The 22928-nt window shown below is 67.9% G+C and carries 24 protein-coding genes and 1 pseudogene; 5 read left to right on the forward strand and 20 right to left on the reverse strand.

The window, feature by feature from the left end:
* Nucleotides 1–195: 195 nt before the first annotated feature.
* The 5 genes from DNA98_RS15985 to DNA98_RS16005 form a co-directional block, all read right to left on the reverse strand.
* Nucleotides 196–1383 (reverse strand): ATP-binding protein, encoded by a 1188-nt coding sequence (locus DNA98_RS15985; protein WP_110532393.1) that lies wholly within the window; start codon nucleotides 1381–1383, stop codon nucleotides 196–198.
* Between the two features lie 279 nt (nucleotides 1384–1662).
* Complete coding sequence (locus DNA98_RS15990) at nucleotides 1663–2088, reverse strand: type II toxin-antitoxin system VapC family toxin (RefSeq protein ID WP_110532394.1); 426 nt, start codon at nucleotides 2086–2088, stop codon at nucleotides 1663–1665.
* On the reverse strand, nucleotides 2085–2345 hold the full coding sequence (locus DNA98_RS15995; protein ID WP_110532395.1) for a type II toxin-antitoxin system Phd/YefM family antitoxin: 261 nt from the start codon (nucleotides 2343–2345) through the stop codon (nucleotides 2085–2087). The genes DNA98_RS15990 and DNA98_RS15995 overlap by 4 nt, the downstream gene beginning before the upstream one ends.
* Before the next feature lie 162 nt (nucleotides 2346–2507).
* Nucleotides 2508–2672 carry a hypothetical protein gene (locus DNA98_RS18255; RefSeq protein WP_233493259.1) on the reverse strand — a complete coding sequence of 55 codons (165 nt, stop codon included), beginning with the start codon at nucleotides 2670–2672 and terminating at the stop codon, nucleotides 2508–2510.
* A gap of 193 nt (nucleotides 2673–2865) precedes the next feature.
* Entirely contained in the window at nucleotides 2866–3240 is a 375-nt protein-coding gene (locus DNA98_RS16005; RefSeq protein WP_110532396.1) for a hypothetical protein, read from the reverse strand.
* A 397-nt stretch (nucleotides 3241–3637) separates the two neighbouring features.
* On the opposite strand from DNA98_RS16005, the gene DNA98_RS16015 reads away from it, so the two are divergent.
* Complete coding sequence (locus DNA98_RS16015) at nucleotides 3638–3835, forward strand: hypothetical protein (protein ID WP_199489409.1); 198 nt, start codon at nucleotides 3638–3640, stop codon at nucleotides 3833–3835.
* Between the two features lie 125 nt (nucleotides 3836–3960).
* Here the strand turns inward: DNA98_RS16015 and DNA98_RS16020 are convergent, their stop codons facing one another.
* The 8 genes from DNA98_RS16020 to DNA98_RS18375 form a co-directional block, all read right to left on the reverse strand.
* A complete protein-coding gene (locus tag DNA98_RS16020) occupies nucleotides 3961–4791 on the reverse strand; it encodes a hypothetical protein (protein WP_110532398.1) in 831 nt (276 codons plus the stop codon).
* The gene (locus tag DNA98_RS16025) at nucleotides 4788–5789 is read right to left on the reverse strand and encodes an ABC transporter substrate-binding protein (protein WP_110532399.1); all 1002 of its coding nucleotides are present in this window, start codon (nucleotides 5787–5789) and stop codon (nucleotides 4788–4790) included. The genes DNA98_RS16020 and DNA98_RS16025 overlap by 4 nt, the downstream gene beginning before the upstream one ends.
* 10 nt (nucleotides 5790–5799) lie before the next feature.
* Nucleotides 5800–6576, reverse strand: a complete 777-nt coding sequence (locus DNA98_RS16030) for an ABC transporter permease (protein ID WP_110532400.1) — start codon at nucleotides 6574–6576, stop codon at nucleotides 5800–5802.
* Nucleotides 6560–7360, reverse strand: coding sequence for an ABC transporter ATP-binding protein (locus DNA98_RS16035; RefSeq protein WP_110532401.1), 801 nt, complete (start codon nucleotides 7358–7360; stop codon nucleotides 6560–6562). Before DNA98_RS16035 ends, DNA98_RS16030 begins: the two co-directional genes overlap by 17 nt.
* Nucleotides 7342–8544 (reverse strand): CaiB/BaiF CoA-transferase family protein, encoded by a 1203-nt coding sequence (locus DNA98_RS16040; protein WP_110532402.1) that lies wholly within the window; start codon nucleotides 8542–8544, stop codon nucleotides 7342–7344. Before DNA98_RS16040 ends, DNA98_RS16035 begins: the two co-directional genes overlap by 19 nt.
* Nucleotides 8541–9203 carry a GntR family transcriptional regulator gene (locus DNA98_RS16045; RefSeq protein WP_110532403.1) on the reverse strand — a complete coding sequence of 221 codons (663 nt, stop codon included), beginning with the start codon at nucleotides 9201–9203 and terminating at the stop codon, nucleotides 8541–8543. The genes DNA98_RS16040 and DNA98_RS16045 overlap by 4 nt, the downstream gene beginning before the upstream one ends.
* A 300-nt stretch (nucleotides 9204–9503) precedes the next feature.
* Nucleotides 9504–9821 carry a transposase gene (locus tag DNA98_RS16050; RefSeq protein ID WP_233493260.1) on the reverse strand — a complete coding sequence of 106 codons (318 nt, stop codon included), beginning with the start codon at nucleotides 9819–9821 and terminating at the stop codon, nucleotides 9504–9506.
* 35 nt (nucleotides 9822–9856) lie between these two features.
* The gene (locus DNA98_RS18375) at nucleotides 9857–9982 is read right to left on the reverse strand and encodes a hypothetical protein (RefSeq protein ID WP_255418292.1); all 126 of its coding nucleotides are present in this window, start codon (nucleotides 9980–9982) and stop codon (nucleotides 9857–9859) included.
* Nucleotides 9983–10020: 38 nt separating this feature from the next.
* Here DNA98_RS18375 and DNA98_RS16055 point away from each other — a divergent pair, with 38 nt between their 5' ends.
* From DNA98_RS16055 to DNA98_RS16070, 4 genes are read left to right on the forward strand one after another with little or no spacing between them, the layout of a single operon-like run.
* A complete protein-coding gene (locus tag DNA98_RS16055) occupies nucleotides 10021–10965 on the forward strand; it encodes an ABC transporter substrate-binding protein (protein ID WP_110532404.1) in 945 nt (314 codons plus the stop codon).
* Nucleotides 10966–10968: 3 nt separating this feature from the next.
* Complete coding sequence (locus DNA98_RS16060) at nucleotides 10969–11922, forward strand: ABC transporter substrate-binding protein (RefSeq protein ID WP_110532405.1); 954 nt, start codon at nucleotides 10969–10971, stop codon at nucleotides 11920–11922.
* Complete coding sequence (locus DNA98_RS16065) at nucleotides 11919–13376, forward strand: ABC transporter permease (RefSeq protein WP_110532406.1); 1458 nt, start codon at nucleotides 11919–11921, stop codon at nucleotides 13374–13376. Before DNA98_RS16060 ends, DNA98_RS16065 begins: the two co-directional genes overlap by 4 nt.
* Complete coding sequence (locus tag DNA98_RS16070) at nucleotides 13370–14299, forward strand: ABC transporter ATP-binding protein (protein ID WP_110532407.1); 930 nt, start codon at nucleotides 13370–13372, stop codon at nucleotides 14297–14299. Before DNA98_RS16065 ends, DNA98_RS16070 begins: the two co-directional genes overlap by 7 nt.
* A gap of 24 nt (nucleotides 14300–14323) precedes the next feature.
* Here DNA98_RS16070 and DNA98_RS16075 read toward each other — a convergent pair.
* The 7 genes and pseudogenes from DNA98_RS16075 to nrdE all read right to left on the reverse strand — a co-directional run.
* Nucleotides 14324–14449, reverse strand: a pseudogene (locus tag DNA98_RS16075) (sulfur reduction protein DsrE); the annotation flags it as partial.
* Between the two features lie 9 nt (nucleotides 14450–14458).
* Nucleotides 14459–15589 carry a hypothetical protein gene (locus DNA98_RS16080; RefSeq protein WP_110532408.1) on the reverse strand — a complete coding sequence of 377 codons (1131 nt, stop codon included), beginning with the start codon at nucleotides 15587–15589 and terminating at the stop codon, nucleotides 14459–14461.
* Nucleotides 15590–15772: 183 nt separating this feature from the next.
* On the reverse strand, nucleotides 15773–16993 hold the full coding sequence (locus DNA98_RS16085; RefSeq protein WP_158531667.1) for an MFS transporter: 1221 nt from the start codon (nucleotides 16991–16993) through the stop codon (nucleotides 15773–15775).
* A gap of 73 nt (nucleotides 16994–17066) precedes the next feature.
* On the reverse strand, nucleotides 17067–17489 hold the full coding sequence (locus tag DNA98_RS16090; protein WP_110532410.1) for an acyl-CoA thioesterase: 423 nt from the start codon (nucleotides 17487–17489) through the stop codon (nucleotides 17067–17069).
* Complete coding sequence (gene nrdF, locus DNA98_RS16095; protein WP_110532411.1) at nucleotides 17486–18490, reverse strand: class 1b ribonucleoside-diphosphate reductase subunit beta; 1005 nt, start codon at nucleotides 18488–18490, stop codon at nucleotides 17486–17488. Before nrdF ends, DNA98_RS16090 begins: the two co-directional genes overlap by 4 nt.
* On the reverse strand, nucleotides 18487–20805 hold the full coding sequence (gene metE / locus DNA98_RS16100; protein WP_110532412.1) for a 5-methyltetrahydropteroyltriglutamate--homocysteine S-methyltransferase: 2319 nt from the start codon (nucleotides 20803–20805) through the stop codon (nucleotides 18487–18489). Before metE ends, nrdF begins: the two co-directional genes overlap by 4 nt.
* Before the next feature lie 44 nt (nucleotides 20806–20849).
* Nucleotides 20850–22928: a class 1b ribonucleoside-diphosphate reductase subunit alpha gene (nrdE, locus tag DNA98_RS16105; protein ID WP_110532413.1), complete on the reverse strand. Its 2079-nt coding sequence runs from the start codon at nucleotides 22926–22928 to the stop codon at nucleotides 20850–20852.

The following is a 22928-nucleotide window of genomic DNA, read 5'->3' on the forward strand; positions in this document are numbered from 1 at the left end:
CCGCTGGGCGTGGTAGACGGCCGGGAAGCGGAAGCCCTCTTGACCCTCCGCCGGAGTTATCGGCTGCGGTCATGGCCGAAGGATACAGCAGGAAAGGGTATCATGCACCCTCCGGTCGACCTCCTGGGGGTTGGGGCAGCCGTGGCCCATCCCCCCGGGGCCCCGCGCCCGTGGCCCGGGGACTGGGCATCCCCCTCAGCTTAGGGGATCTGGGGCCTCGCTGCCCTCCTGCAGAGCCCGCATCAGGGAGAGAAGGGGGGTGGCCCAGATCCCCTCCCGCAGGGGGAAGACCTCCTTCCCCGGGTAGACCACGTAGGACCTCCGGGGTCGGAGGTCCTCCAGGGCCTGGTGGAATCCCCGGGAGGGCCTGGGGGTCAGGCTGCGCTTCACCTCCACCGCCAGGACCTCCTCCCCGGGCAGGACGGCCACCAGATCCACCTCCGCCCCCGCCCGGGTGCGGTAGAAGAAGGCCGCTGCCCCCTCGGGCAGGACCCGTAGGAGGTTCTCCAGAACGAAGCCCTCGTAGCTCGCCCCCACCACGGGGTGGGCCAGGAGGGCTTCCAGGTCGGCCAGGCCCAGGAGCGCGTGGACCAGGCCGCTGTCCCGCAGGTAGAGCTTGGGGCTCCTGACCAGGCGCTTGCCCAGGTTGGCCTCCAGGGGCGGGAGGCGCCGCAGCAGGTAGAGGTCGGCCAGGAGGTCCAGGTAGCGGGCCACGGTCCGCCCGTCCAGGCCCAGGTTGCGGGCCAAGGTCGAGAGGTTGAGGAGCTCCCCCTGGAGGTGCGCCAGCATGGTCAGGAAGCGGCGCAGCGTCTCCCCGGGAAGCTTTCCCCCCAGAAGCGGGATCTCCCGCTCCACGTAAGCCCGGAGGAAGTCCCGCCGCCAGCGGAGGCTCGCCCGATCGTCCGGGGCCAGGAAGCTCTCCGGGAACCCCCCCCGGAGCCAGAGGGCCTCCTCCCCCTGGGGGCCCACCTCCAGGAGGTCAAAGGGGGCGAGTTCCAGGTAGCTGGCCCGTCCCGCCAGGCTCTCCCCCGCCTGCCGGGAGACCTCCGGGGAGAGGGAGCCTAGGAGGAGGTAGAGGCCCGTCCGCCTTCCCCGCCGGCGGGCCCGGTCCACCAGGCTCCGCAGGAGGGGAAAGAGGTCGGGCGTGCGGTGCACCTCGTCCAGGATCACCAGGCGGTCCAGATGGGCCTCCAGGTAGAGCTCGGGGGCAGCGAGCCGGGCCCGGTCGGCCTCCGACTCCAGGTCGAGGTACAGGGCCCCCCAGGCCTCCCCTACCTCCAGGGCCAGGGTGGTCTTCCCCGCCTGCCGGGGCCCGGTGAGGACCGCCACGGGGGAGGTCCGGAGGCGTTCCTCCAGGGCGGGGCGGAGGCGGCGGGGAATCATGCTTGCTAAACTAACATGATAATGTCAAAAAAACAAGGATTTTGGTGACCTCCCGATGTTCCCCTTTTGGGGGAGCTCGCGCCGAGGACGATCCCCTACCCCGCCTACCGGCGGTGAAGGAGACGCTTCTTTCGACATAAGCCGTGGGGTAGCGTCTCGGGACGGAGTAGGCTCCGTACACCGGGTAGCCGCTGCCCTCGGTGGCTACCCGGATCGCCCCGACGGCGTCGGCCCCGGGCAGGATCGGTGTCGTGCTCTTGCCGAACAGCCCCAGTCAGGTCAGGACCGTCCACCCTCCCAGGGGTTGAGCAAGCGGATAGGCAGGCCCCGGAAGTGGGCGGTGTTGCGGCTGACCAGGATGAGCCCGTGGCGCAGGGCGGTGGCAGCCAGCAGGGCGTCCAGCGGAGAGAGGGGGCGGCCTTCGTTCAGGGCCTCGCCGGTGAGCGCGCCCCAGGTCTCCATGACCTCCAGGTCCAGCGGCAGAATCTGCCCGGCGAAGCGGCGCTCGAGGTCCGCGATCCACCGCTCCAGCACCGGCTTGCGCGCCTCAGGGGCGCGGACGGCCCCCTGCACCAGTTCTCCCAGCGTCAGCACCGAAAGGTAGGCCTCCCGCTGCGGGAGCCCTTCCAGCCAGGCCACGACCCTGGGGTTGGGCTGGCGCCGGGCAGCCTCGGATACCACATTGGTGTCCAGCAGGTAGCTCAGAAGCCCACCTCCCGGTAGCCCGTTTGCGGGCGGTTGGCGAGGGCCTCGGCTTCTTCGTCGGAGAGGGGTTCTGAGGGACGCAGCGCCTCGAGGAGGGAGACATCCTTGCCGCGGAGGCGGGTGTAGGTGGCCCAGTCAAGCACCACCACCGCAGGCCGACCCCGCCGGGTCACGGTCTGGGGCTCGCCCTTCAGGGCCCGCTCCACCACCTCGGAGAAGCGGGCCTTGGCCTCCTGTAACTGCCAGGTACGTTTCACCCTAACAGTCTAGTCTGACTAGATGATTGGATCAAGCCAGAGGCCAGGAGTTTACCCACAACCCCTCAGAGCAAAGCAACCTTTCCCGCTTCGCGCGCTCCAGATGCTCCTGGGTTACCTGGCGGTTTAGCAAGCGAAAGCCCCCCCTTTCGCCAACAAGCCCTAGCTTGCCCCCAAGCTCCAGCAAAAACCCTTGAAAGGCCCCACCGGCAGGCTGGTCAAAAGCCACCACGAACCCCGCCTCCCCAGCGCCGGTACCCGGCTGACCACCGAGGAAAGCCGTCGCCCCTCCACCGCTACCTCCGTCCACCCAAAGTGGAGCTCCACCCACCGGTACGGCCCCCTACCTTCATCTCCCACCCCCACGGAAGGGAAGGGGCAAAGAGGCCACCGGGGAGTAGGGGAAAAATTGTGTAAATAGGGACGGCCAATTGGTAGCCCTGCCACAGCTCCCACGCGACCAAGGCGGAGACTGCCACTGCTTGCTGGCGTTCGCACTAGCCGGATCACACAATTGCGATCAGGGCAGGGTTATGGCGGGGCAACCGTCGAGTTGGATAGTTTTGGAGGCAGCGGGGGTAAAGACGCGGCACTCTCCCCCACTGCACACTTCTTCGGTGGCCTTCACGATCATGCCACCGTCGTAGCTGACCCGGAGGGTTTCAGCGGTTCCACTCACCTTCAGGCGCAACTCTCGGGTGCTGGCGGTAGCTTCGCTGATGTGGGCGTGACAGCTGTCGATGCGAGCCTGGAGTTGGGGTAAAGGGGCTTGGGTCGCCTGGGGGATAGTCTCAGACGGGTTTTTGGTCGGTAGGCGCAGACTGATGGAGGCAAAGTAGAGGGCTATGGAGACCAGCAAGGCTAGCCGCAAGGGATTTAGTTTCCGGTCATCCATGTATTGTCTCCTGTATTTCACTATAGCCGCAGTACCTGGTTTCAATCCTCGGCATCATCCGGACAACCTGCACGCCCTCTACCGGGAAAGCGAAGACCCCCTGGAGCGGGCCCGCTGGCACGCCAAAACTCTTCTTCCCCGCTCTCCTGGCTCTGGCTGGAGCTCTGGGCATTGGATGAGCCTCGCCTGGGGCTGAAGCTGGTGTACCGACGGGTGACGCCCTTGGCCTGGGTGCGGCCGCGGTACCGCTGGCTGTACGTGTACGGCAGGGGAGAGCGAGTTTTGGCTGCTGCCCACGGTGGACGCCGAAGCCTTCTCGGCTGCTTCCTCGACAGGGGAACACCAAGAGGTGCTAAGGCGCTTTGCCCGGTTGCGGGGATCTGGGGAGAGGAGGCTTTTGCGGGTAGTGCAGCCGGCGGAGAGGCTTCTTTCGCCGCGCAGCAGGGCGCGGGTATGGCCTCTGGTGGCCAACGGGCGGGTGGACACGGAGGAGGAGCTTTGGGCGAAGGTGGAGGCCCGTTACGCCTACCTGCAGACCCAGCCGGACCTCATTCGTAGCCATACCCTCTTCCATTGGTGGCCGGGAGGGTGCTGAGGGAATGAATCAGTGGGATTTCTTATGACTGGCCGCCGCTTTTAGTCGACACGGCGCAATGCCGACCGCCTTCGCTCCAGGTGGGCACCGCCCCCGCCCTGAAGCGGCCCTTGGGGCACGCCCGTTTATTTTGCGGCAAGCTGGCCCTGGAGCCAGCTCCTCGCCTGCTCGAGGGCCGCCGACCCCAAACCCGCCAACCCGGCCTCCACCAAGCGCTCCAAGGCCAGGTTACCCCCCACCTCGCCGGCGAAGGGGCTTCCCCCCAGGCCGCCCAAGGTGGCGTCCAGGGCCTGGGCGCCGGCCTCGAGGGCCGCCTGGGCATTCTCCAGCCCCCAGCCGGCGTCGTGCAGGTGAACCCGCACCGTAAGTTCCGGGAAGGCCTCGCGCACCGCCCGGACCCGGCGGTAGACCGCCTCGGGCCGGGCCTGGCCGGTGGTGTCGGCCAGGCCGACCTCCTCAACCCCCAGCCGGGCCGCCCCCTCCACCCAGCGCCAGAACTCGCCCTCGGGGGTTTCCCCCGCAAAGCTGCAGTGCCAGGCGTTGGCCAGGGCCAGCGAGAGTTGGACCCCGGCCAAAGGGGCTCGCCAGGCTACCTCGGCCACCTCGCGCCAGGTCTCCTCCTGGGTCTTACCGGTGTTCTTTTGGTGATAGATGGAGGAGATCGCCAGAACCATCTCCACCCGCCCCACCCCCGCCGCACGGGCCCGCTCGTAGCCTCTGAGGTTGGCGATGAGGGCGTCCCGGATCCCCTCGAAGGGCCTCAGGGCCTCCCAGAGGGCCTCGGCGTCGGCCAACTGGGGCAGGCGCCTGGGGGAGACGAAGGAGGTCACCTGGAACTCGCGGACCCCAGCGGCGAGGAGCCGCCGGTAGAGTTCCACCTTGACCCCTGTGGGGAGCACCTTGGCCTGGCTCTGCAGGCCGTCGCGCAGGGTTAGGTCACGCAGGCGGAAGTTCACTGCCGGGATACCTTGTCCACGAAGGCGTTGGTATAGGTCTTTTTGAGGTCGATCTGGATTCTGGCCACCTTTTCGTCGAAGCCGGAGAGCACCACCAAGGGCCTCAAGGGGGCAGTATCGCTGAAGCGGCCGGTGGCCGAGAACATCTCGGCGGAGTTCTTCAAGACCTGCAGGTAGAGTTCGCGGTCGCCCAGGAAGTACTCCTCGGGGAGCACCCGGGCGATCTCCTCCGGGCTCCTGCCCTGTAACCAACGCAGCCCCTTCACCACGGCGTTGACCAGCCGCTGGGCGGTGTCGGGGTTTCTCTCCAGCCAGGCCCGGGTGGTGTAGAGCACCGCCGCCGGGTACTCGCCGCCGAAGGCCGCCCGGGCCCCGGCGGCGGTGCGGGTATCGGCCAGCACCTTGATCAGCCCCCGCTGTTGCAGCAGGGTGATCACCGGGTCCACGTTGACCAGGGCGTCTATCTGCTTGCGCTCGATGGCCGCAACGGCCTGGGCCCCGGTGCCCACCCCGATCACCGCCACGTCGGTGGGCCTGAGCCCGGCCTTGATCAGCCAGTGGTTGAGGTAGAAGTGGGTGGAGCTCCCCGGCGCGCTCACCCCTACCTTGAGGCCCTTGAGGTCGGCCACCCCCCGCACCCTATCGGCCAGGTCGCTGCGCACCCCTAGCACCACCCCAGGGTAGCGACCCACCTCCACAAAGGCCACGATGTCCCGGCCCTGGGCCTGCATCTGGATGGTGTGGTCGTAGAAACCCATCACCACCTCGGCGCTGCCGCCGTTGAGGGCCGCGAGCGCCCGCGAGCCGGCCTGCAGGTCCTGGATGGCCACCTCCAGCCCCTCCTGCTCGAAGAGTCCGAGCCGCTCGATCACCGTGAGCGGCAGGTAGACCAGCGCGGTCTTGCCGCCCACCGCCAGGACCACCCGCTTCTTCTCCTGGGCGAAGGCCGCGCCCAGGAGGGCCAGAGCCAAGAGTGCCAGTACCCAAAGTTTCCGCATACCCTACCTCCTACCGCGCCGATTCCGTTGCCTGGGGCCGCCAGACGAGAAGCCGCCGCTCCACCAGGCTCACCAAAAAGTCCAGCACCAGCACAAACGCCATCAGCACCGCCATACCGGCGAAGACCCCGGTGGTGTCGAACACCCCTTCGGCCTGGGCGATCAGGTAGCCGAGCCCGGCAGCCGCCCCCAGGTACTCCCCCACCACCGCCCCGATCACCGCGAAGCCGATGGAGGTCCTCAAGGAGCTGAAGATCCAGCTCGCCGCCGCGGGCAGGTAGACGTGGCGCAGAAGCTGGCCGCCGCCGGCCCCGAGCAGCCGGGCGTTGGCCAGGACCACCGGGTTGACCTCCTTCACCCCCTGGTAGGTGTTGAAGAAGGCCACGAAGAAGACCAGCGTAATCCCCAAGGCCACCTTGGAGAGCATCCCCAGTCCGAACCACAGCGTGAAGATGGGGGCCAGGATGATGCGGGGGATCGAGTTCAGGGCCTTGATGTAGGGATCTAGCACCGCCGAAGCCGTGGGGAACAGGGCCAGCCACAACCCCATCACCACCCCCAACAAGGTCCCCACGAAGAAGGCCAGGAGCATCTCCGCCGAGGTGATCCAGAGGTGGCGGTAGACCTCGCCCTCGGCGAACCACCGGACTACCCGCCCGGCGATCAGGCTGGGCTGGGAGAAGAAGAACCTATCGATGCGCCCGCTCTGGGAAGCCCACTCCCAAACCCCCACGCAGGCTATCAGGATACCCAGCTGCCACAGGCGGACACTAATCCTCGCGGGCATAGCCCTTCTGCACCTCCCCCCTCAGCAGCCCCCAGATCTCCTGGTGGATGCGCAGGAAGCTTTCGGTGAGCCGGATCTCGGCCACGTCGCGGGGCCTGGCCAGGGGGATCGCGAAGGCGCCGATGGGCCGGGAGCGGGGTCCCGCCGACATCACCACCACCCGGTCGGCCAGGGCGATGGCCTCCTCAAGGTCGTGGGTGATGAAGATCACGCTCTTGCGGTCCTCCTGCCAGAGCCTCAGGAGCTCGTTTTCCATCAAGTGCCGGGTCTGCACGTCCAGGGCCGAGAAGGGTTCGTCCATCAGGAGGAGTCTGGGGCCCCCGATCAGCACCTGGGCCAGGCCCACCCGCTTCTTCATGCCCCCGGAGAGCTGGTGGGGATAGCGGTCCGCGAAGCGCTCCAAGCCCACCTTGGCGAGCCAGGGTCGGGCCCGCTCGCGGGCCTCCCTGAGGGGGGTGCCGCGGAAGACCAGGGGGAGGGCTACGTTGTCCAGGGCGGTCTTCCAGGGCAGGAGGGCGTCCTGCTGGAAGAGGTAGCCCACCTGGGGGTTGAGGCCCCGCACCTCCAGGCCGAAGGCGCGCACCTCTCCGGCGCTCGGGGGGAGGAGGCCCGCCACCACGTTGAGCAGCGTGCTCTTGCCGCAGCCGGTGGGCCCTACCACCGCCACGAACTCCCCCTCGCCGACCTCGAGGTCCACCCCCTCCACCGCGGTGTAGCCGCCGAAGCGCACCGCCACCCCGGCGAGCTCCACCGCCAGCTTTAGCCCTAGCCCAGCTTTGGCCATGCCACCACCCCTTCCTCCGCCAGCGCCTCCATCTCCGCTTCCCCCAGGCCCAGCAGATCCCCCAGCACCTCGCGGGTATGGGCCCCCAGGGGAGGGCCGGCCCAAGCGATGCGCCCGGGGGTCTCCGAGAGCCTGGGCACCACCCCCTGCATGGCGAGCTTTCCCAGCGCGGTTTCCACCTCTACCACCGCCCCCCGGGCGCGGAAGTGCGGGTCCTCCACCACCTCCCGGGCGCTGTTCACCGGCCCGGCCGGCACCCCGTAGGCCCGGAGCAGCCGGTCGAGCTCCTCCAGGGTGTACTTCCGGGTCCACCGGGCGATGCGCTCGTCCAACTCCCCCTGGCGCTCCCCCCGGGCCCGATGGGTGGCGTAACGGGGGTCCTCGGCCAGCTCGGGGCAGCCCATGGCCTGGCAGAGCCTCTGGAAAGGCCCGTCGGCGTTGGCCCCGATCTGGATGTGGCGCCCGTCCCGGGTGGGATAGAGGTTGGAGGGGGCCACCCCGGGCAGGATGTTGCCGGTGCGCTCGCGCACCTTTCCGGTGGCGCTGTACTCGGTGAGCACGCTCTCCAGGACGGCGATCACCGCGTCGGTGAGGGCCACGTCCAGCACCTGACCTCTCCCGCTGAGCTCGCGCGCACGCAAGGCCGCCAGGGTGCCGAAGGCGGCGAAGAGCCCGGCCAGGCTGTCGCCGATGGAAAGCCCCACCCGCGGCGGGGGCCGGTCGGGGAAGCCCACCAGGTAGCGCAGGCCACCTACGGCCTCGGCCACGCTGCCGAACCCGGCCCGCTCCCGGTAGGGGCCCTGCTGGCCAAAGCCGGAAACCCGGGTCACGATGAGCCTGGGGTTCTCGGCGAGGAGGCCCGGGGGCTCGAGGCCGAGCCGCTCCAGCACCCCGGGACGGAAGTTCTCGATGAGCACGTCAGCCTGAAGGGCCAGCCGGCGGGCGAGCGCGCGGCCTTTGGGCTGGCGCAGGTCCAGGACCACGCTCTTCTTGTTGCGGCCGATCACCGGCCACCACAGGGACTGCCCGTCCTTGAGGTGGACCCCCCACCGGCGCATGGCGTCGCCCTCCGGGGGCTCGAGCTTGATCACCTCGGCCCCGTGGTCGGCCAGGAGCTGGGCCGCGAAGGGGCCGGCGATAAAGCTGCCGAGCTCGAGGACCCGGATCCCCGCCAGCGCGCTCACCTGCGCACCTCCGCCCCGGCGGCCAGCAGCCCCCGGTAGCTCCGCTCCAGGCTCTCCAGGAGCCGGACATAGGCGCGCTCCAGATGGGCCTGGACCAGCGCGGCCGCCTCCTCGCCGCGCCCCTCCCGCACCAGCTCTAGGATCCGGCGGTGCTCCCGGTGGGCCTGGGCCCGCCCCTCGGGGGAGAAGGCCTCCACGAAGCGGGCCCGGTAGATGCCGGGCAGCACCCCGGCCAGGGCCTCGACCAGAAAGCGATTGCCCGCGAGCCGGGCCAGCGCCAGGTGGAACTCGGTAGCCAGCTCAAGTTCCCGCTCGGGGTCGGGGGCCTCCTCCAGGCGGTCCAGGAGCCCGGCCGCCTCGAGGACCTCCGCGTGGCGGGCTGCGGCCCAGCGCACCGCGGCTGCCTCCAGTACGCTGCGGAAGGCAAAGGCCTCGGCCAGCTCGGCCAGGTCGAGGGGAGCCACCACGTAGCCTCGCCCAAAGCGGCGCACCAGCCCCTCGCGGGCCAGGCGCTCCAGGGCAGCGCGGACGGGTGTGCGGGAGACCCTCAGCAGTCCCGCGAGGCGCCGCTCGCCCAAAGCCTCCCCGGGGCGGAGCTCCAGAGAAAGGATGCGGCGCCGCAGCTGCCGATAGGCTTCCCCCGTTTGGGATGGGCTCATGAAACCTCCTTTGGAATACCGATATGGTATACCAAAAACCCCTGCCGGCGCAACTCCTCTCGAGCCGCAAAGCTCACCCTGGCAGTAAAGCCTTGGCTCTCGGTCACCGGAGGCTTCCAGGCGCCCACCCCGAACGGGCGGCTGAGCAGCCCTGGAGAGGGTGGGTGGGGTCGAGGCCGAGGATCAAACCGAGCTGCTCGGGCCGGGGAGGAAATAAGGTGGCGGAGTCCACGTCCAGAAGCTCCGCGGCCTCGCTATAGAACCTGTGACGTCCTCCCCCGAATTCATTCGGGGGCCTCCTCAAGAGGCACGCAGGTCCGACCTGCGCTTCGGTTCGTGGACCGTATGCCACCCCGGCCGGAATGACAAGACCACGGGCCGCGCCACGCGGCCACTACTCCCCTGGATGGGAGATACCTGGAATGCGCGCTCGTAGATGTTCAGCGCGCCGTTCACGTCCGCTTGGGCCGTCCACCCGCATGGGCAGCGGTACAGCCCGCGATGAATCCGGCTTGCCTCGCGCGCTTTCCCGCAACCATGGCAGGTGCGGGAGGTGCCCCGCTCGTCAACGTCGTCGCGCACGACGATACCCGCAAGCTCCGCCTTGTACCGGAGCATGTCGGGACATGCGGGGGTTCTCCCGCGACGGCGGCTTAACCTTTGCCCGCACCTTCTGCCAGTACCGCCGAACCGCCTTGAATCGCCGCGCCGTCCTCGAAGGCGGCGGCCATGTCCGCCGCCGAGCCTCGGGCGATGGTCGCGGGCGCACCGGGTAGCATACAAAGACATGACATACCCGGAATAGAGTCCCCATCGTATGTGCCTGAGAAAGCTCCTCGCCGCTTTGGTTTTGCTGGGCATGGCCGCCGCCCAGGGAAGCCTCACCCTGTACACCTCCGAGGTTTTGACGGATGTGAACGCCTTGGTGGCCGCTTTTCAGCGGGGAAACCCGGGGGTACAGGTGAAAGTTTTCCGTTCGGGCACCGGAGAGGTGGTGGCCAAGCTGCGGGCAGAGCTGGAGGCGGGCAACCCCCAACCCGACCTGATCTGGTTCGCCAACGAAGACTTTCTAAAAGAGCTGGCGGCTAAGGGATTGCTCCGTCGGGTACCTCCCACGGTGCCGGGCTACCCTTTGCAGTACGCACCGGGCGGGGGGCTCTACTACGAGGTGCGCCTTCTCTACAACGCCTTTGGCGTGAACCGCCAGAGGCTGCCCAAGGTCCCCACCTCCTGGCAGGACCTCCTAAGGCCCGAGTACCGGGGCCTCTTGGCGATGCCCGACCCCAACTACTCCGGCGGGGCGCTGGCCACGCTGGGGACCTTAGCGGATCGCCTGGGCGTAGACTACTTCAGGCGTTTGAAGGAGAGCGGCTTGCAGGTAGAGCAGTCCAACCCGGTGCTCCAGCAGAAGCTGTCTCGAGGGGAGTACGGCCTGGCCATCACCACCGACTTCGGCCTGCGGCAGGAGATAGCCAAGGGGGCTCCGCTGGAGGTGGTCTACCCCAGGGACGGGGCCATCCTGGTACCCACCCCCATCGCCGTAACCTCCTGGAGCAAAAACCCCGAGGCCGCCGCGGGCTTCCTCCGCTTCCTCCTCTCCCCCGAAGGCCAGCGGGTCTTCGCCGAGCGGGGCTACTATCCGGTGATGCCCGATGCTCCCCGACCCGGGGGAGCCCCGGAGAAGGTGGTGAGCGTCCGGGCCCGCTTCGCCGATGCGGCCATCCTGGGGCGGTTCAACGAGCTCATGGGGCTTAGGAGGTAGGCGATGCGCTGTCTCTTCCTGCTCGCTTTCCTTCCACTGGCCTTCGCCCAGGTATCCAAAAGCAGCCTCACCCTGTACGTGGCCGGGGCCCAGCTCCCCGATGTGAATGCCCTTTTGGAGGGTTTCCGAAGCGTGGAGCCAGGGGTGGAGGTCAAGGTTTTCCGTTCAGGGGCGGGAGAGGTGGCAGCCAAGCTGCGGGCGGAGCTGGAGGCGGGCAACCCCCAACCCGACCTGATCTGGTTGGTGGGAGAAGGGCTCTTCCGGGAACTTAGCCAGAAAAACCTGCTCCGCCGCGTGCCCCCTACCTTTCCGGGGCTACCCCTCCAGTATGTCTACGAAGGGGGCAAGTACTACGAAGTCCGCCTTCTTTATAACGTGCTGGCGGTGAACACCCGGGCATTACCCGAGGAACAATGGCCCCGCCTTTGGACAGACCTCTCCCGGCCCCGCTACAAGGGCCGGATAGCGATGGCCGACCCCAACTACTCGGGGCCCGCCCTGATGGCCCTGGGGGCTTTGGGCAGGCGGTACGGCCTCAGCTACTTCGAGGGCCTGGGGGCCAACGGGATGCAGGTAGAGCAGTCCAACCCGGTGCTCCAGCAGAAGCTGGCCCGGGGGGAGTACGCCATCGCCCTCACCAACGATTACGGGGTGCGGCAGGAGCTGGAGAAGGGGGCTCCCCTCGCCATCGTCTACCCGCAGGATGGCGCCATCCTGGCCCCCACCCCCATCGGGATCCCTACGTGGAGCAAGAACCCCCTCATGGCCGAACGGTTCTTGGCCTTCCTCCTCTCCCCCAAGGGGCAGGCCATCTTCGCCGAGCGGGGCTACTATCCGGTGATGCCGGACGCCCCCAGGCCCAAGGGAGCCCCAGCCCGCCTGGTCTCCCTGCGGGGAGAGGAGGCTAGCCCAGATCTGCTCGAGCGTTTCAACGCCCTCTTCAACCTCCGCCGATGACGAGGTACCTCCCTCTCCCCTGGGCCCTGGCCCTGCCTGCCCTCCTCCTACCCTTTCTGGTCCTCTCCGTCCGGGGAGCCCAGCACCTGGGGGCCGCCCTCGAGGCCTGGGACGTGGCCCTGAACAGCCTCCTCCTGGCCCTAGCGGGAACCCTGCTGGTGCTAGGGGTGGCGCTGGGCCTAGCCCTCCTGGCCCTTTGGGGCGGGGTGGGGCGGGGCCTCGAGGCGCTCCTCCTCCTCTCCTTCTACATTCCGCCCTTCGTCACCGGGATAGGCCTCCTCTTCACCTTTCAGTCCTTCGGCCTGAAGGCCTACGGGGTGGGGGGGATCCTCCTCGGCTGGACCCTCCACTACGCCCCCATGGCCTATGCCCTTCTCCGCCCCTCCCTGGAGCACCTCCTCCCCCTCCTGCGGGCAGCCCGGGTCCACGGGGTGGCGAGCGGGCGACGGCTTCGGGTCCTCCTTCCCCCGCTTTTCCCGGCCCTCCTCGCGGCGGGAGGACTGGTCTATCTGGCGCTCCTGGGGAACTTCGGCATCCCTGCGGTTTTGGGCCTGCCCCAGCGGGTCTACGTCCTCCCCACCCTGGCCTACGCCCGCCTCAACAGCCCCCTCGGCCAGGACCCGCTGGGCGAGGCCATGGCCATGGGCCTATGGCTGGGCCTCCTGGCCCTGCCCGCCCTCCTGCTCCGCCCCAGGCCCATCTTGGAAGCCGCCTCGAAAGAAGGCCTGGCCCCCAGGCCCCTTTTCCGCCTGGCCTTCGCCCTCTACGCGCTTTTGGCCCTACTGCTGGCCTCCTGGGGCCTCTTTCGGGAAGCCTTCTTCAACCCCTACACCGGGGCCTGGGAGCCGGCCTTCCGCGCAGCCCTGGAGCTACCTCTGGTGCGGCAGGGCCTCGGGAACTCTTTCCTCCTGGCCGTCTCCAGCGCCTCCGCCCTGCTCCTCCTGGCCCTCGCCCTGCGGCCCTTCCCCGGGGCCCTAAGCCGGGTGCGGGCGGCCCTGGACCTCCATCACACCCTGCCGGGCACCCTCCTGGGCCTGGGGCTGATCCTGCTCCTGGCCCCCACCCCGCTTTACGCCAGCGTCTGGCTGCTTTTTTTGGCCTACCTGCTCCACTTCGCCAGCCTCGCCCTGCGGGCCTTGGAGGCGGGGGCGCGGGTGGAGGCCGGGGTGGTCTCGGCCCGGGTGCACGGCCTCTCCCCCCTTCGGGCCTGGCTCCGGGTGGGCTACCCGCTCCTGCTGCCCCAGGCCCGGGCCGCTTTCTTTCTCGTCTTTCCCCTGGCCCTCGCCGAGGTCACCCTCTCGGCCCTCCTCTACGCCCCGGGGGCGGAGACCGTAGGGGTCGCGGTCCTCAGCGCCCTGAACGGAGGGCTTTACCGGGAGGTGGCCGCGGTGGGCCTCTGCCTGGGCCTCTTCTCGGCCACCGCGCTCTTTGCCCTGGGAGGAAAAAGGTGGTGAGGCTCGAGGGGGTCACCAAGGCGTTCGGCGCGGGGATGGGGGTCTTCGGGGTGGAGCTGGAGGTGATCCCCGGGGAGATCCTGGTCCTTTTGGGGGCTTCGGGAAGCGGCAAGAGCACCCTCCTTAACCTGGTAGCGGGGCTTCTCCTCCCCGACCGGGGGCGGGTGGTCCTGGCCGAGAAGGAGGTGACCCGCCTGCCCCCGGAGCGACGCCAGGTAGCCTATGTCTTCCAGGACTTGGGCCTTTGGCCCCACCTCACCGCCTTGGAGCACCTCCTCCTGGTGATGCCGCACCCCGAGCGCAAGGAGGCCCTGGCTTTGTTGGAGCGGGTGGGGCTTCTGGATCACGCCCACCGGCGGCCCGGGGAGCTTTCCGGCGGGCAGAAGCAGCGCATAGCCCTGGCCCGGGCCTTGGCCCGGAAACCTCAGGTCATCCTCCTGGACGAGCCCTACAGCGCCCTGGACCCGGTGCTCCGGGAAGGCTTGCGCCTCGAGGTGCGGGCCCTTCTCAAGGAGACGGGGACCACCGCCTTGCACGTGACCCACGACCCCGAAGAGGCCATGCTCCTGGGGGACCGGGTAGGGGTGATGGCCGGAGGGAGGCTTCTGGAGGTGGGGCCGCCCCGGGAAGTCTACGAGCGGCCGCTGTCGCTAGCCGCTTTCCTGGCTTTTGGCCGGGCCAACGTGCTGTCGGACGGGGAAGGCTTTTTGGCTTTCCGCTACGAGGAGGTAGCCCCGGGAGGCCCCCTTTGCGCCCGGGTGCTGGAGAGGCGGGAGGTTCGGGGGGAGGTGCTGTGCCGGGTCCGCCTGCCCCAGGGGGAGGCCTGGGTGCGCCTCGAGGCCCAACCGGGGCAGGAGGTGGGGCTAACTCTCCTCCGGCCCCGGCGGCTCGCCCCAAAGGCCGAGGTCTTGGCTAAAGGGTGATCACTTGGTCCACCCCCGGTAGAGGTCGGGGAAGCACCCCACCTCCACCCCCTCCACCCCGTGGACCCCGACCTCCAGCTGGGGCAGGATCATCTGGGCCAGCTTGTGGCTCGCCGCCCTGGGACTGGAAAGCACGTAGGCCACCCGCATGGTTACCCCCTAGTGCGCCGCCCCTTCCGCGGCCAATAGCGCCAAGGAGGAGGGGATCCCGCCCACGTCCCACCTTGCAGCCACCCGCCAGGCCTCGAGGTCCACCTTCGCCACCTGGCCCAGGGTGGGGTCGGAGAGGTAGGCCACCCCGTGCCCTAGGGCGAGGCCTGGCCTTGGGGCGTCCTGGGGAAGGGGTTTTATGGCCTCGAGGCTTCCCACTACTCGCCCCGCCTCGGGGTCCACCTTAAGGAAGCGCCCGTCGGCGGTGAGGACATAGAGGACCTCCCCCTCGAGGTCAAAGCCGAAGCGGAGGGGGTTGGCCGGGAGGGGTAGCACCCGGACCCCCGAGTTCCCCACAAGGGCCAGCCCCTGGCCCAGGTTCCCCACAAAAAGGGGCCTTTGCGGATGGGCCACCAGGGTTCCCACCCGGGCGCCCTCCGGGGTCCCTTGGGGGTAGGCCACCTTCCGGCCCAGAAGCCCCTGCCCCCGGCGCTCCACCAGCAGCACTCCGTCGGCACAGCCGAAGGCCGCCACCTCCCCCTTGGTGGCGCTCCCGTGGAGCCTGGGGCAGGCCTGGAGGAGGGCGAGGACCCTGGTCCCCCCAAGGGTGTAGGCCTCCACCCGGCCGCCCTCCAGCCCGCCTACGAGAAGGAGGTTCCCGAGAAAGGCCATGGAGGCGTGGTCGGCCCCGCCCGTGGCCAGGAGGCGGGGGGTGAGGTCCAGGCCCAGGCGGCGGAGGTCAAAAAGGGCCACGGTCCCGTCCCCGTCGTGGAACACCCCGAGGAACTCCCCTCCCAGGGCCACGTGGGTGGGCTTGGGCCCGGTGCGGAGGGTGACAGCCACGTAGGGGTTTTCCAGGTGGACGTCCTGGTGGTCCCCGTGGTCCTTTAAGCCGAGCCCGCCCCAAAGGAAGCTCACCGCCTTCCCCTCCCGGTGCACCGCCAGGGCGTACTGGCCGCCGGGGAGGGGGTAGAGGGTCGCCGGGGCAGGCACGGTGAAGCGGCCAAGCTCCCTGCCCTCCTCGTCTAGAACCCGCACCAAAGCCTCCCGGGCGTCGGCCACCACCAGGCGGTGGAGCCCCCCGTGGTTCGGGTGGGCCTCGTCGCCGTGAGCTAGGGCAAAAGCCAAAACCATCAACATCGCCGCACTCAGTCTTCCTCTCCTTCCCGGTTGGGCTATTCCGGCCAGGGCGGTGCAAAGCACCAGGGTGGGCCCTGGTCCCGGGCTTCCGCCCCCGTATAGATAATGAAAACTCATTATCAGTTTGTCAAGCCCTCCCACCCTCTCCAGCCCTTTTTCCGCACCAGGGGCTTGAATGGAGCTCTAGCCGGGCTTGGGCAGGGCTAGGGTCACCCCCACCCAGCAGAGTACCGCGCACAGAAGCAGCGCCGCTTGGACCCCGAGGAGATGGGAGGCCCCCCCGATGAACAGACCCCCCAGCGGCGTACTGCCCAGCAAAAGCAGCTGGTATACGCTGCTCACCCGCCCCCGCAGCTCGTCGGGGGCCTCGAGCTGGAGGAAGTTGTTGGCCTGGGTGGAGAAAAAAACCCCGCTCAGGCCCAACCCCAGCAGCAGCAGGCTGCTGGCCAGGTACGAGGGGGACAGCGCGAGCCCCCCTAAGACCCCGCCAAAGAGCGCCGCTATCCATAACAGCCGGCCCAGCCTTGGCCGCCCGCCGTAGAGGGTAAACAAGGCCCCCGCCAGCGAACCGAATCCCAGCATCGCCCCCAGTCCCCCGTACTCCGCGCTCTTGTCCTGCAGGTGCAGCGCGTACCCCCCTACCAAGGGCAGGATCACCGTGAAGTTGTACCCAAAAGTGCCGATAAAGGCCACCAGCAAGGTCAGGCGGCGCAGCTCCGGATGGCGCCAGAGGTAGCCGAGCCCCTCGCCCAGTTCGCTCCAGATCCGCACCCGCCCCCCGCGCCTCGGCGCCGGCAAACTGCGCATGTCCATGAGGCGTAAGCCCACCAATACCGCCAGAAAGCTCAGGGCGTTGAGCCAGAACATCGCCGCCAGCCCTAGCGGCCCGATCAAAAGCCCAGCCAGCGCCGGTCCCAGCACCCGCGAGCCGTTGAACGCGGCCGAGTTGAGGGCCAGCGCGTTGGCCCGCCGCTCAGGGTCTACCAGGTTGACCACGAACGCCCGGCGCACCGGCTGGCTCACCGCGTTCACCGTGCCCTGCAGGAACACCAGCCAGTAAATCTGCCACAGCCGGATATGCCCCCAGCTCACCAGGGCGGCGAAGACCGCCGCAAGCAGCATGGCCAGGGTTTGGCTCCAGAAGATCAGGCGGTAGCGATCGCTCCGGTCAGCCCACACCCCGCTGGGCAGCACAAACAGCAAAGAGGGCAGAAACTGAAACCCCGCAACCAGCCCCACCGCGGCGGGGGTATCGGCAATGCGCAGCACCAATAGGGCCTGGGCGGTGCTCTGCATCCAGGTTCCGGTGAGGGAGATCAGCTGGCCCCAGAAGTAGAGGCGATAGTTGCGCACTTCGAGGGAGCGAAATCCCGCGCGAAGCGCCGATAGGGCCCTCCGGGTCATGTTCTCTAGCTTATCCCTTATGCGGCAACCAGCGGCCCCCGCCCACCCCCTCTGCCCCCGCAAGAAGGCTGGCCTAAGGCCCGCGCGGGTGACCAGAGAACACCGGGATGGGCTGCCCATCCGGCCCCACCGCCACCATGACAAACCCCGCCCGACAGGCCAACCGCCGCTCGTCGCGCTCCATCGGCTCCACCCACATCTCCACCTCGAGCCGCATCGAACTCTTTCCCACCTCCTTGACCCAGGCCACCAGCTCCACGATCGAGCCCTGCGGCACCGGATGGCGGAAGTCCATGGCGTCGGCATGCACCGTCACCACCTTGCCGCGGGCGTGTCGGGTCGCGGCCACAAAAGCGGCCTCGTCCATCCAGGCCATGGCCGTACCCCCGAACAGGCTGCCGTAGTGGTTGCAGTCGCCGGGGCGCACCAGGTGAACGGTACGGGTCTCGGCCCTCACGCCGGCCTCGAGCCCCGCCCCGCCCGGTGCCCGGCTCATCGGAGGGCCTCCTCGGGGAAGTAGAAGTCCGCATCGGAGAGGGGCTCGACCCGGAGGGCCTTGACGTAGCCGTTGCCCTTGGTGGAGAAGAAGTCGTGGTGCTTGGTCTCGGTGCGCAACCCGGCCAGCACCACCGGGTTTACGTCCTCGGCCTCCACCCCGAAGTAGGGCTCCAACCCCAGGTTCATCAGGGCCTTGTCGGCGTTGTAGCGGGAGAAGCGGAGCACCGCCTCCTCCAGGCCGATGGGGGCGTAGAGCGCCTGGGTGTAGCGGGCCTCGAGCCGGTCCAGCCGCTCGAGCATCTCCAGCACCGCCCGGCCCGCCCTTTCCCCCTCCCGCTCGCCCATGCGGGAGCGCACCTCCTGGGCCAGCAGGCCCACGTACACCCCGTGGATGGCCTCGTCGCGGAGGATCAGGCTGATGATCTCGCCCGAGCTGGTGAGCCGCCCCTGTCCGGCCAGGTATAGCGGGTAGAAGAAACCCGAGTAAAAGAGGTAGGACTCCAGAAGCACGCTCGCGGCCATGGCCCGGTAGAGGCTCCCCGGGTCCTGGATTTCGGTGTAGGCCCTGTGAATCAGGGCCAGCTTGGCCTGCAGCTCGGGCTGGTGGCGCACCCAGTCGAACAGGGCCTCGATGCGCTCCGAGGTGCACAGCGTGGAGAAGATGGAGCTGTAGCTCTTGGCGTGCATGTGCTCCATGGCCCCCATAAAGGAGAGCACCGCCTTGGCCTGCAGGCCCGGCACCCAGCGGGCGATCTGCGGCATCCCCACCCCACCCTGCACGGTATCCAGAAGGGTGAGCCCGGCCAGCACCTCCTCGTAGGCGCGCTGCTCGGCGGGGCCCAGGGTCATCCAGGAGAGCTTGTCGTCGGCCAGGGGGATCTCCTCGTCCACCCAGAACTGCCGCACGTTCTGGTCCCAGAACATCTTGGTGTAGGGGTCGTCGGGGCGGTTCCAGTTGACCGCTTGGAAAGGATCCTGAGGGGAGAGAACTTCGCTCATAAAGGCTCCTGTGGGTTGTGCTCCGGCTTTGCCCGGAGTTGCCGCGCCGCTTCCACGAGGTTGACCAGGGCTGGCCTCACCTCCGCCCATCGGCGGGTTTTCAGGCCGCAGTCGGGGTTGACCCAGAGCTGATCCGGCCTCAGGTACTGCAGGGCCTTCTGCAAAAGCGCGACCATTTCGGAAACAGGGGGTACGCGCGGAGAGTGGATGTCGTAGATTCCCGGCCCGATCTGGTTGGGGTAGCGGTAAGCGGTGAAGGCCTCGAGCAGATCCATCTTTGAGCGCGAGGCTTCGATTGAGATGACGTCGGCGTCCATATCGCCAATGGACCGTATGATGTCGTTGAACTCGGAGTAGCACATATGGGTGTGGATCTGGGTCTCGTCGGCTACGGCCGAGGAGCAGAGGCGAAAGCACTCCACCGCCCAGGCCAGGTAGTGATCCCACTCGGCCCGCCGCAGGGGTAAGCCCTCCCGGAGGGCCGGCTCGTCGATCTGGATGACGCGAATCCCGGCCCGCTCGAGGTCAATGACCTCATCGCGAAGGGCCAGGGCAATCTGGCGGCAGACCTGCTCGCGCGGGAGGTCATCGCGCACAAAAGACCATAGCAGCATGGTCACCGGCCCGGTCAGCATGCCCTTCACCGGCTTATGCGTGAGCGACTGGGCGTAGCTCGACCACTCCAGCGAGATCGGGCGGGGGCGCGATACATCGCCAAAGAGAATCGGGGGGCGCACATAGCGCGAGCCGTAGCTTTGCACCCAGCCGTGCTGGGTGAAGGCATAGCCCTCGAGCCGCTCGGCAAAATACTGCACCATGTCGTTGCGCTCGAACTCCCCGTGCACGAGAACATCCAAGCCGATCTCCTCCTGCCAGCGGATCGCCTCCTCTACCTGCCGTCTGAGGAAGCCGGTGTACCCCTCGGCGCTCAGCTCGCCCCTGGAGAAGGCCGCACGGGCCTTGCGCACCTCGCCGGTCTGGGGAAAGGAACCGATGGTAGTGGTCGGGAAGAGGGGCAGCCCAAGGTGGGCTTGCTGGGCCTTGCGCCGCAGCGGAAAAGGGCTCTTGCGGCGGGTCATCTCGGGGGTAATCCGGGCCAGGCGGTCTCGCACCTGAGGATCGTAGACCTTGGCCGAGGTTTTACGCGCGATAACCGCCGCCGCCGAAGCCGCCAGCTCGTCCTTTACCGCTTCGCGCCCCTGGTTGAGGGCGCGGCCCAGGATCGAGAGCTCCTCTAGCTTCTGGATTGCGAAGGCCAGCCAGGACTTCAACTCCGGGTCAAGGGCGGTCTCCAGGGAGAGGTCGATCGGTACGTGCAGAAGGGAGCAGGACGGCGCCACGATTATCCGCTCCTCCCCCCGCGCCTCCACCACGGGCTCGAGCCGGTCGAGAATGGCCGGCAAATCCGAGCGCCAGACGTTGCGCCCGTCTATCACCCCGAGCGAGAGGGTGAGTTCTGCCGGGGCCTTCCGCAACACTGGCTCGAGCTGGTCGGGGGCGCGCACTAGGTCGAGGTGGATACCGGCGACCGGCAGCGAGAGTACGAGCTCGAGGTTATCTCCATACCCACCAAAATAGCTGGTAAGGAGAACGCGCAAATTTGGCACTGCCCTGGCTATGGCTGTATAGGCCGTGCGGAAAGCGCCAAGGGCAGTTTCATCCAGGTCGAGCGACAAGGCCGGCTCATCCATCTGTACCCACTGGGCCCCGTGCTCGTACAAGCGGCGCAACACCTCGATATAGACCGGCACCAAGCGGTCTATCAGGGTGAGGGGGTTCAGGGCCTTGGGTGTGCTCTTGGCGAGCTTGAGGTAGGTTACGGGCCCCACCAGGACTGGCCGGGTCTGGTAGCCCAAGGCTTTGGCCTCCAGATACTCGTCGATGGGTTTGGTGGCGGCCAGTTGAAAATTCTGGTTTGCCTCCAGCTCCGGCACCATGAAGTGGTAGTTGGTGTCGAACCACTTGGTCATCTCGAGCGCGGGCACGCCCCCGGCGTTGAGGGTTGCGCTGCCGCGCGCCATGGCGAAGTACACCTCCAGCGAGGGTTCGCCCCGGCTCCAACCATAGATGGCCGGAATCGCCCCCACCATGACGCTGGTATCGAGCATGTGGTCGTAGAGCGAGAAGTCGTTGCTGGGGAGGTGGGTGATACCCAGGGCGTGTTGCCTGGCCCAGTTGGCCTTGCGCAGGCCACGCGCCACCTCCCGCAGGGCGGAGGCGGAGGTTTTTCCAGACCAGAACTCCTCCAAAGCGAATTTGAGCTCCCGTCTGGGACCGATTCTTGGAAAGCCCAGATTGCTGACGGCAACAGGCATATTGGTTCCTTTCTAGGCCCGGCTATACGGCCTCCGGTAGGCCGTCACACCGCGCAGGCCAGGCACTCCTCCACCGTGAGGTTCCGGGTGCGGGTGTAGTAGAGGCTCTTGAGGCCCTTCTTCCAGGCGTAGACGTACAGCCGGGCCAGCTCGCGGGTGCTGGTCTCGCTGGTGACGTAGAGCACCGTGCTGATGCCCTGGTCCACGTGGGGCTGGATCTCGGCCACCAAGTCGATCACGCGGTACATGTCCATGTGGTAGGCCGACTTGTAGTACCAGTAGGTCTCTTCGGAGAGGTAGGGCACCGGATAGTAGGTGGTGGCGTTGCCGTAGGTGCGGGTCTCCACCACGTCCACGATGGGGGCTATGGAAGGGGTGGCGTTCTGGATGTAGCTGATGGAGGCCGTGGGGGCGATGGCCAGGCGGTAGGCGTGGTAGAGGCCGTGCTGCTGCACTTCCCTCCGGAGCCTCTCCCAGTCGGCGGGGGAGGGGAGGGGAATCCCGGCGAACAGCTCCCGCACGGCCTGGGTGCGGGGGCGGTAGTCGGTGTGTTCGTAGCGCTCGAAGTACTCCCCGCTGGCGTAGTCGGAGTTCTCGAAGCCCTCGAAGCGCACCCCCCGCTCGCGGGCGATGTGCATGGAGCGCTCGAGGGAGTGGTAGTTCACCGCCGCGAAGAAGCTGCGGGCGAAGTCACGGGCTTCCTCCGACTCGTAGGGGATGTGGTTCTTGGCCAGGTAGCCGTGCAGGTTCATGGCCCCCAACCCCACCGCATGGAAGGCCCGGTTGGCCCGCCCCACTCCGGGGGCGTTCCGCACGTCGGAGAGGTCGCTCACCGCGGTAAGGGCGTCCATGGCGGTATGTACGCTCTCTTGCAGCTTCCCCGAGGCCATCACGCCCGCGATGTTGAGCGAGCCCAGGTTACAGCTCACGTCGTAGCCGATCCGGTCGGGCTGGCCGTAGTCGCCGATCTGCGAGGTGGTTTGGAGCTGGAAGATCTCGGTGCAGAGGTTGGACATCTTGATCTGCCCCAGCCGCCGCAGCGCGTGGACCCGGTTGGCGTTGGAGCGGTAGACGATGTAGGGATAGCCCGACTCGAACTGGGTCTGGGCGATGCGGGTGAGCATCTGGCGGGCCTCGAGGGGCCGCTTCTTCACCTCGGGGTGGGCCACCAGCCGCTCGTACATGCGGTCGAGGTCCATGTCGTCGAGGTGCTCGCCGAAGACCTGATAGACCGAGTAGGGGGCGAAGACGTAGAACTCCCGGCCCGCCTGGGCCAGCTCGAAGAACTTGTCCGGCACGATCAGGCCCAGCGAGAGGGTCTGGAGGCGGCTCTTCTCGTCGGCGTTGATCTTCTTGGTGTCCAAAAACTCCTCCACGTCCCAGTGGAAGATGTTGAGGTACACCGCCCCCGCGCCCTTGCGCTGGCCCATCTGGTCGGCGTAGTTGAAGGCGTCCTCCAGCAGCTTGGCCACCGGCACCACCCCCTTGGCCGCGTGGGCCACGCCCTTGATGGGTTCCCCCCGGGCGCGCAGCTTGGAGAGGTTCAAGGCCACCCCCCCGCCGATCTTGGAGAGCTGCATGGCCGCGTTCAGGTTGAAGCCAATGGAATTGAGGCTGTCGTCGAGCTCGAGCAAAAAGCACGAGACCAGCTCCCCGCGCCGGGCCCGGCCCGCATTGAGGAAGGTGGGGGTGGCGGGCTGGTAGCGCCCCTCCATCATGGCCCGCACGTAGGCGCGGGCTTTTTCTACGTCGCCCTGCGCCAGGTGCAGCGCCACCGCCAGCACCCGGTCCTCGTAGCGCTCGAGGTAGTGCCGCTTGTCGTCGGACTTCAGGGCGTAGTCCTTGTAGAACTTGGAGATGGCCATGAAGCTCTGAAAGCGGAAGCCGTAGCTGTAGGCCAGGTCGGAGAGTTCCAGCAGGTCCTCTTTGCGGTAGAGGCGGAAGAAATCCTCGTAGTACCCCTCGGCGATGAGGGCCTGCATCCGTTCGATGGGCCCGGCGAAACGGCGCAGCCGGGCCTTTACCTCTTCGGCGAAGGCCTGGGCCGCCTCGAGGTCCTTCTCCAGCTGGAAAAATCCGTCCTTTTTGTGAAGTACGGCGCTGTTGAGTTCAAGGTAACGCAA

Source organism: Meiothermus sp. Pnk-1, assembly GCF_003226535.1.
Taxonomy (GTDB): domain Bacteria; phylum Deinococcota; class Deinococci; order Deinococcales; family Thermaceae; genus Allomeiothermus.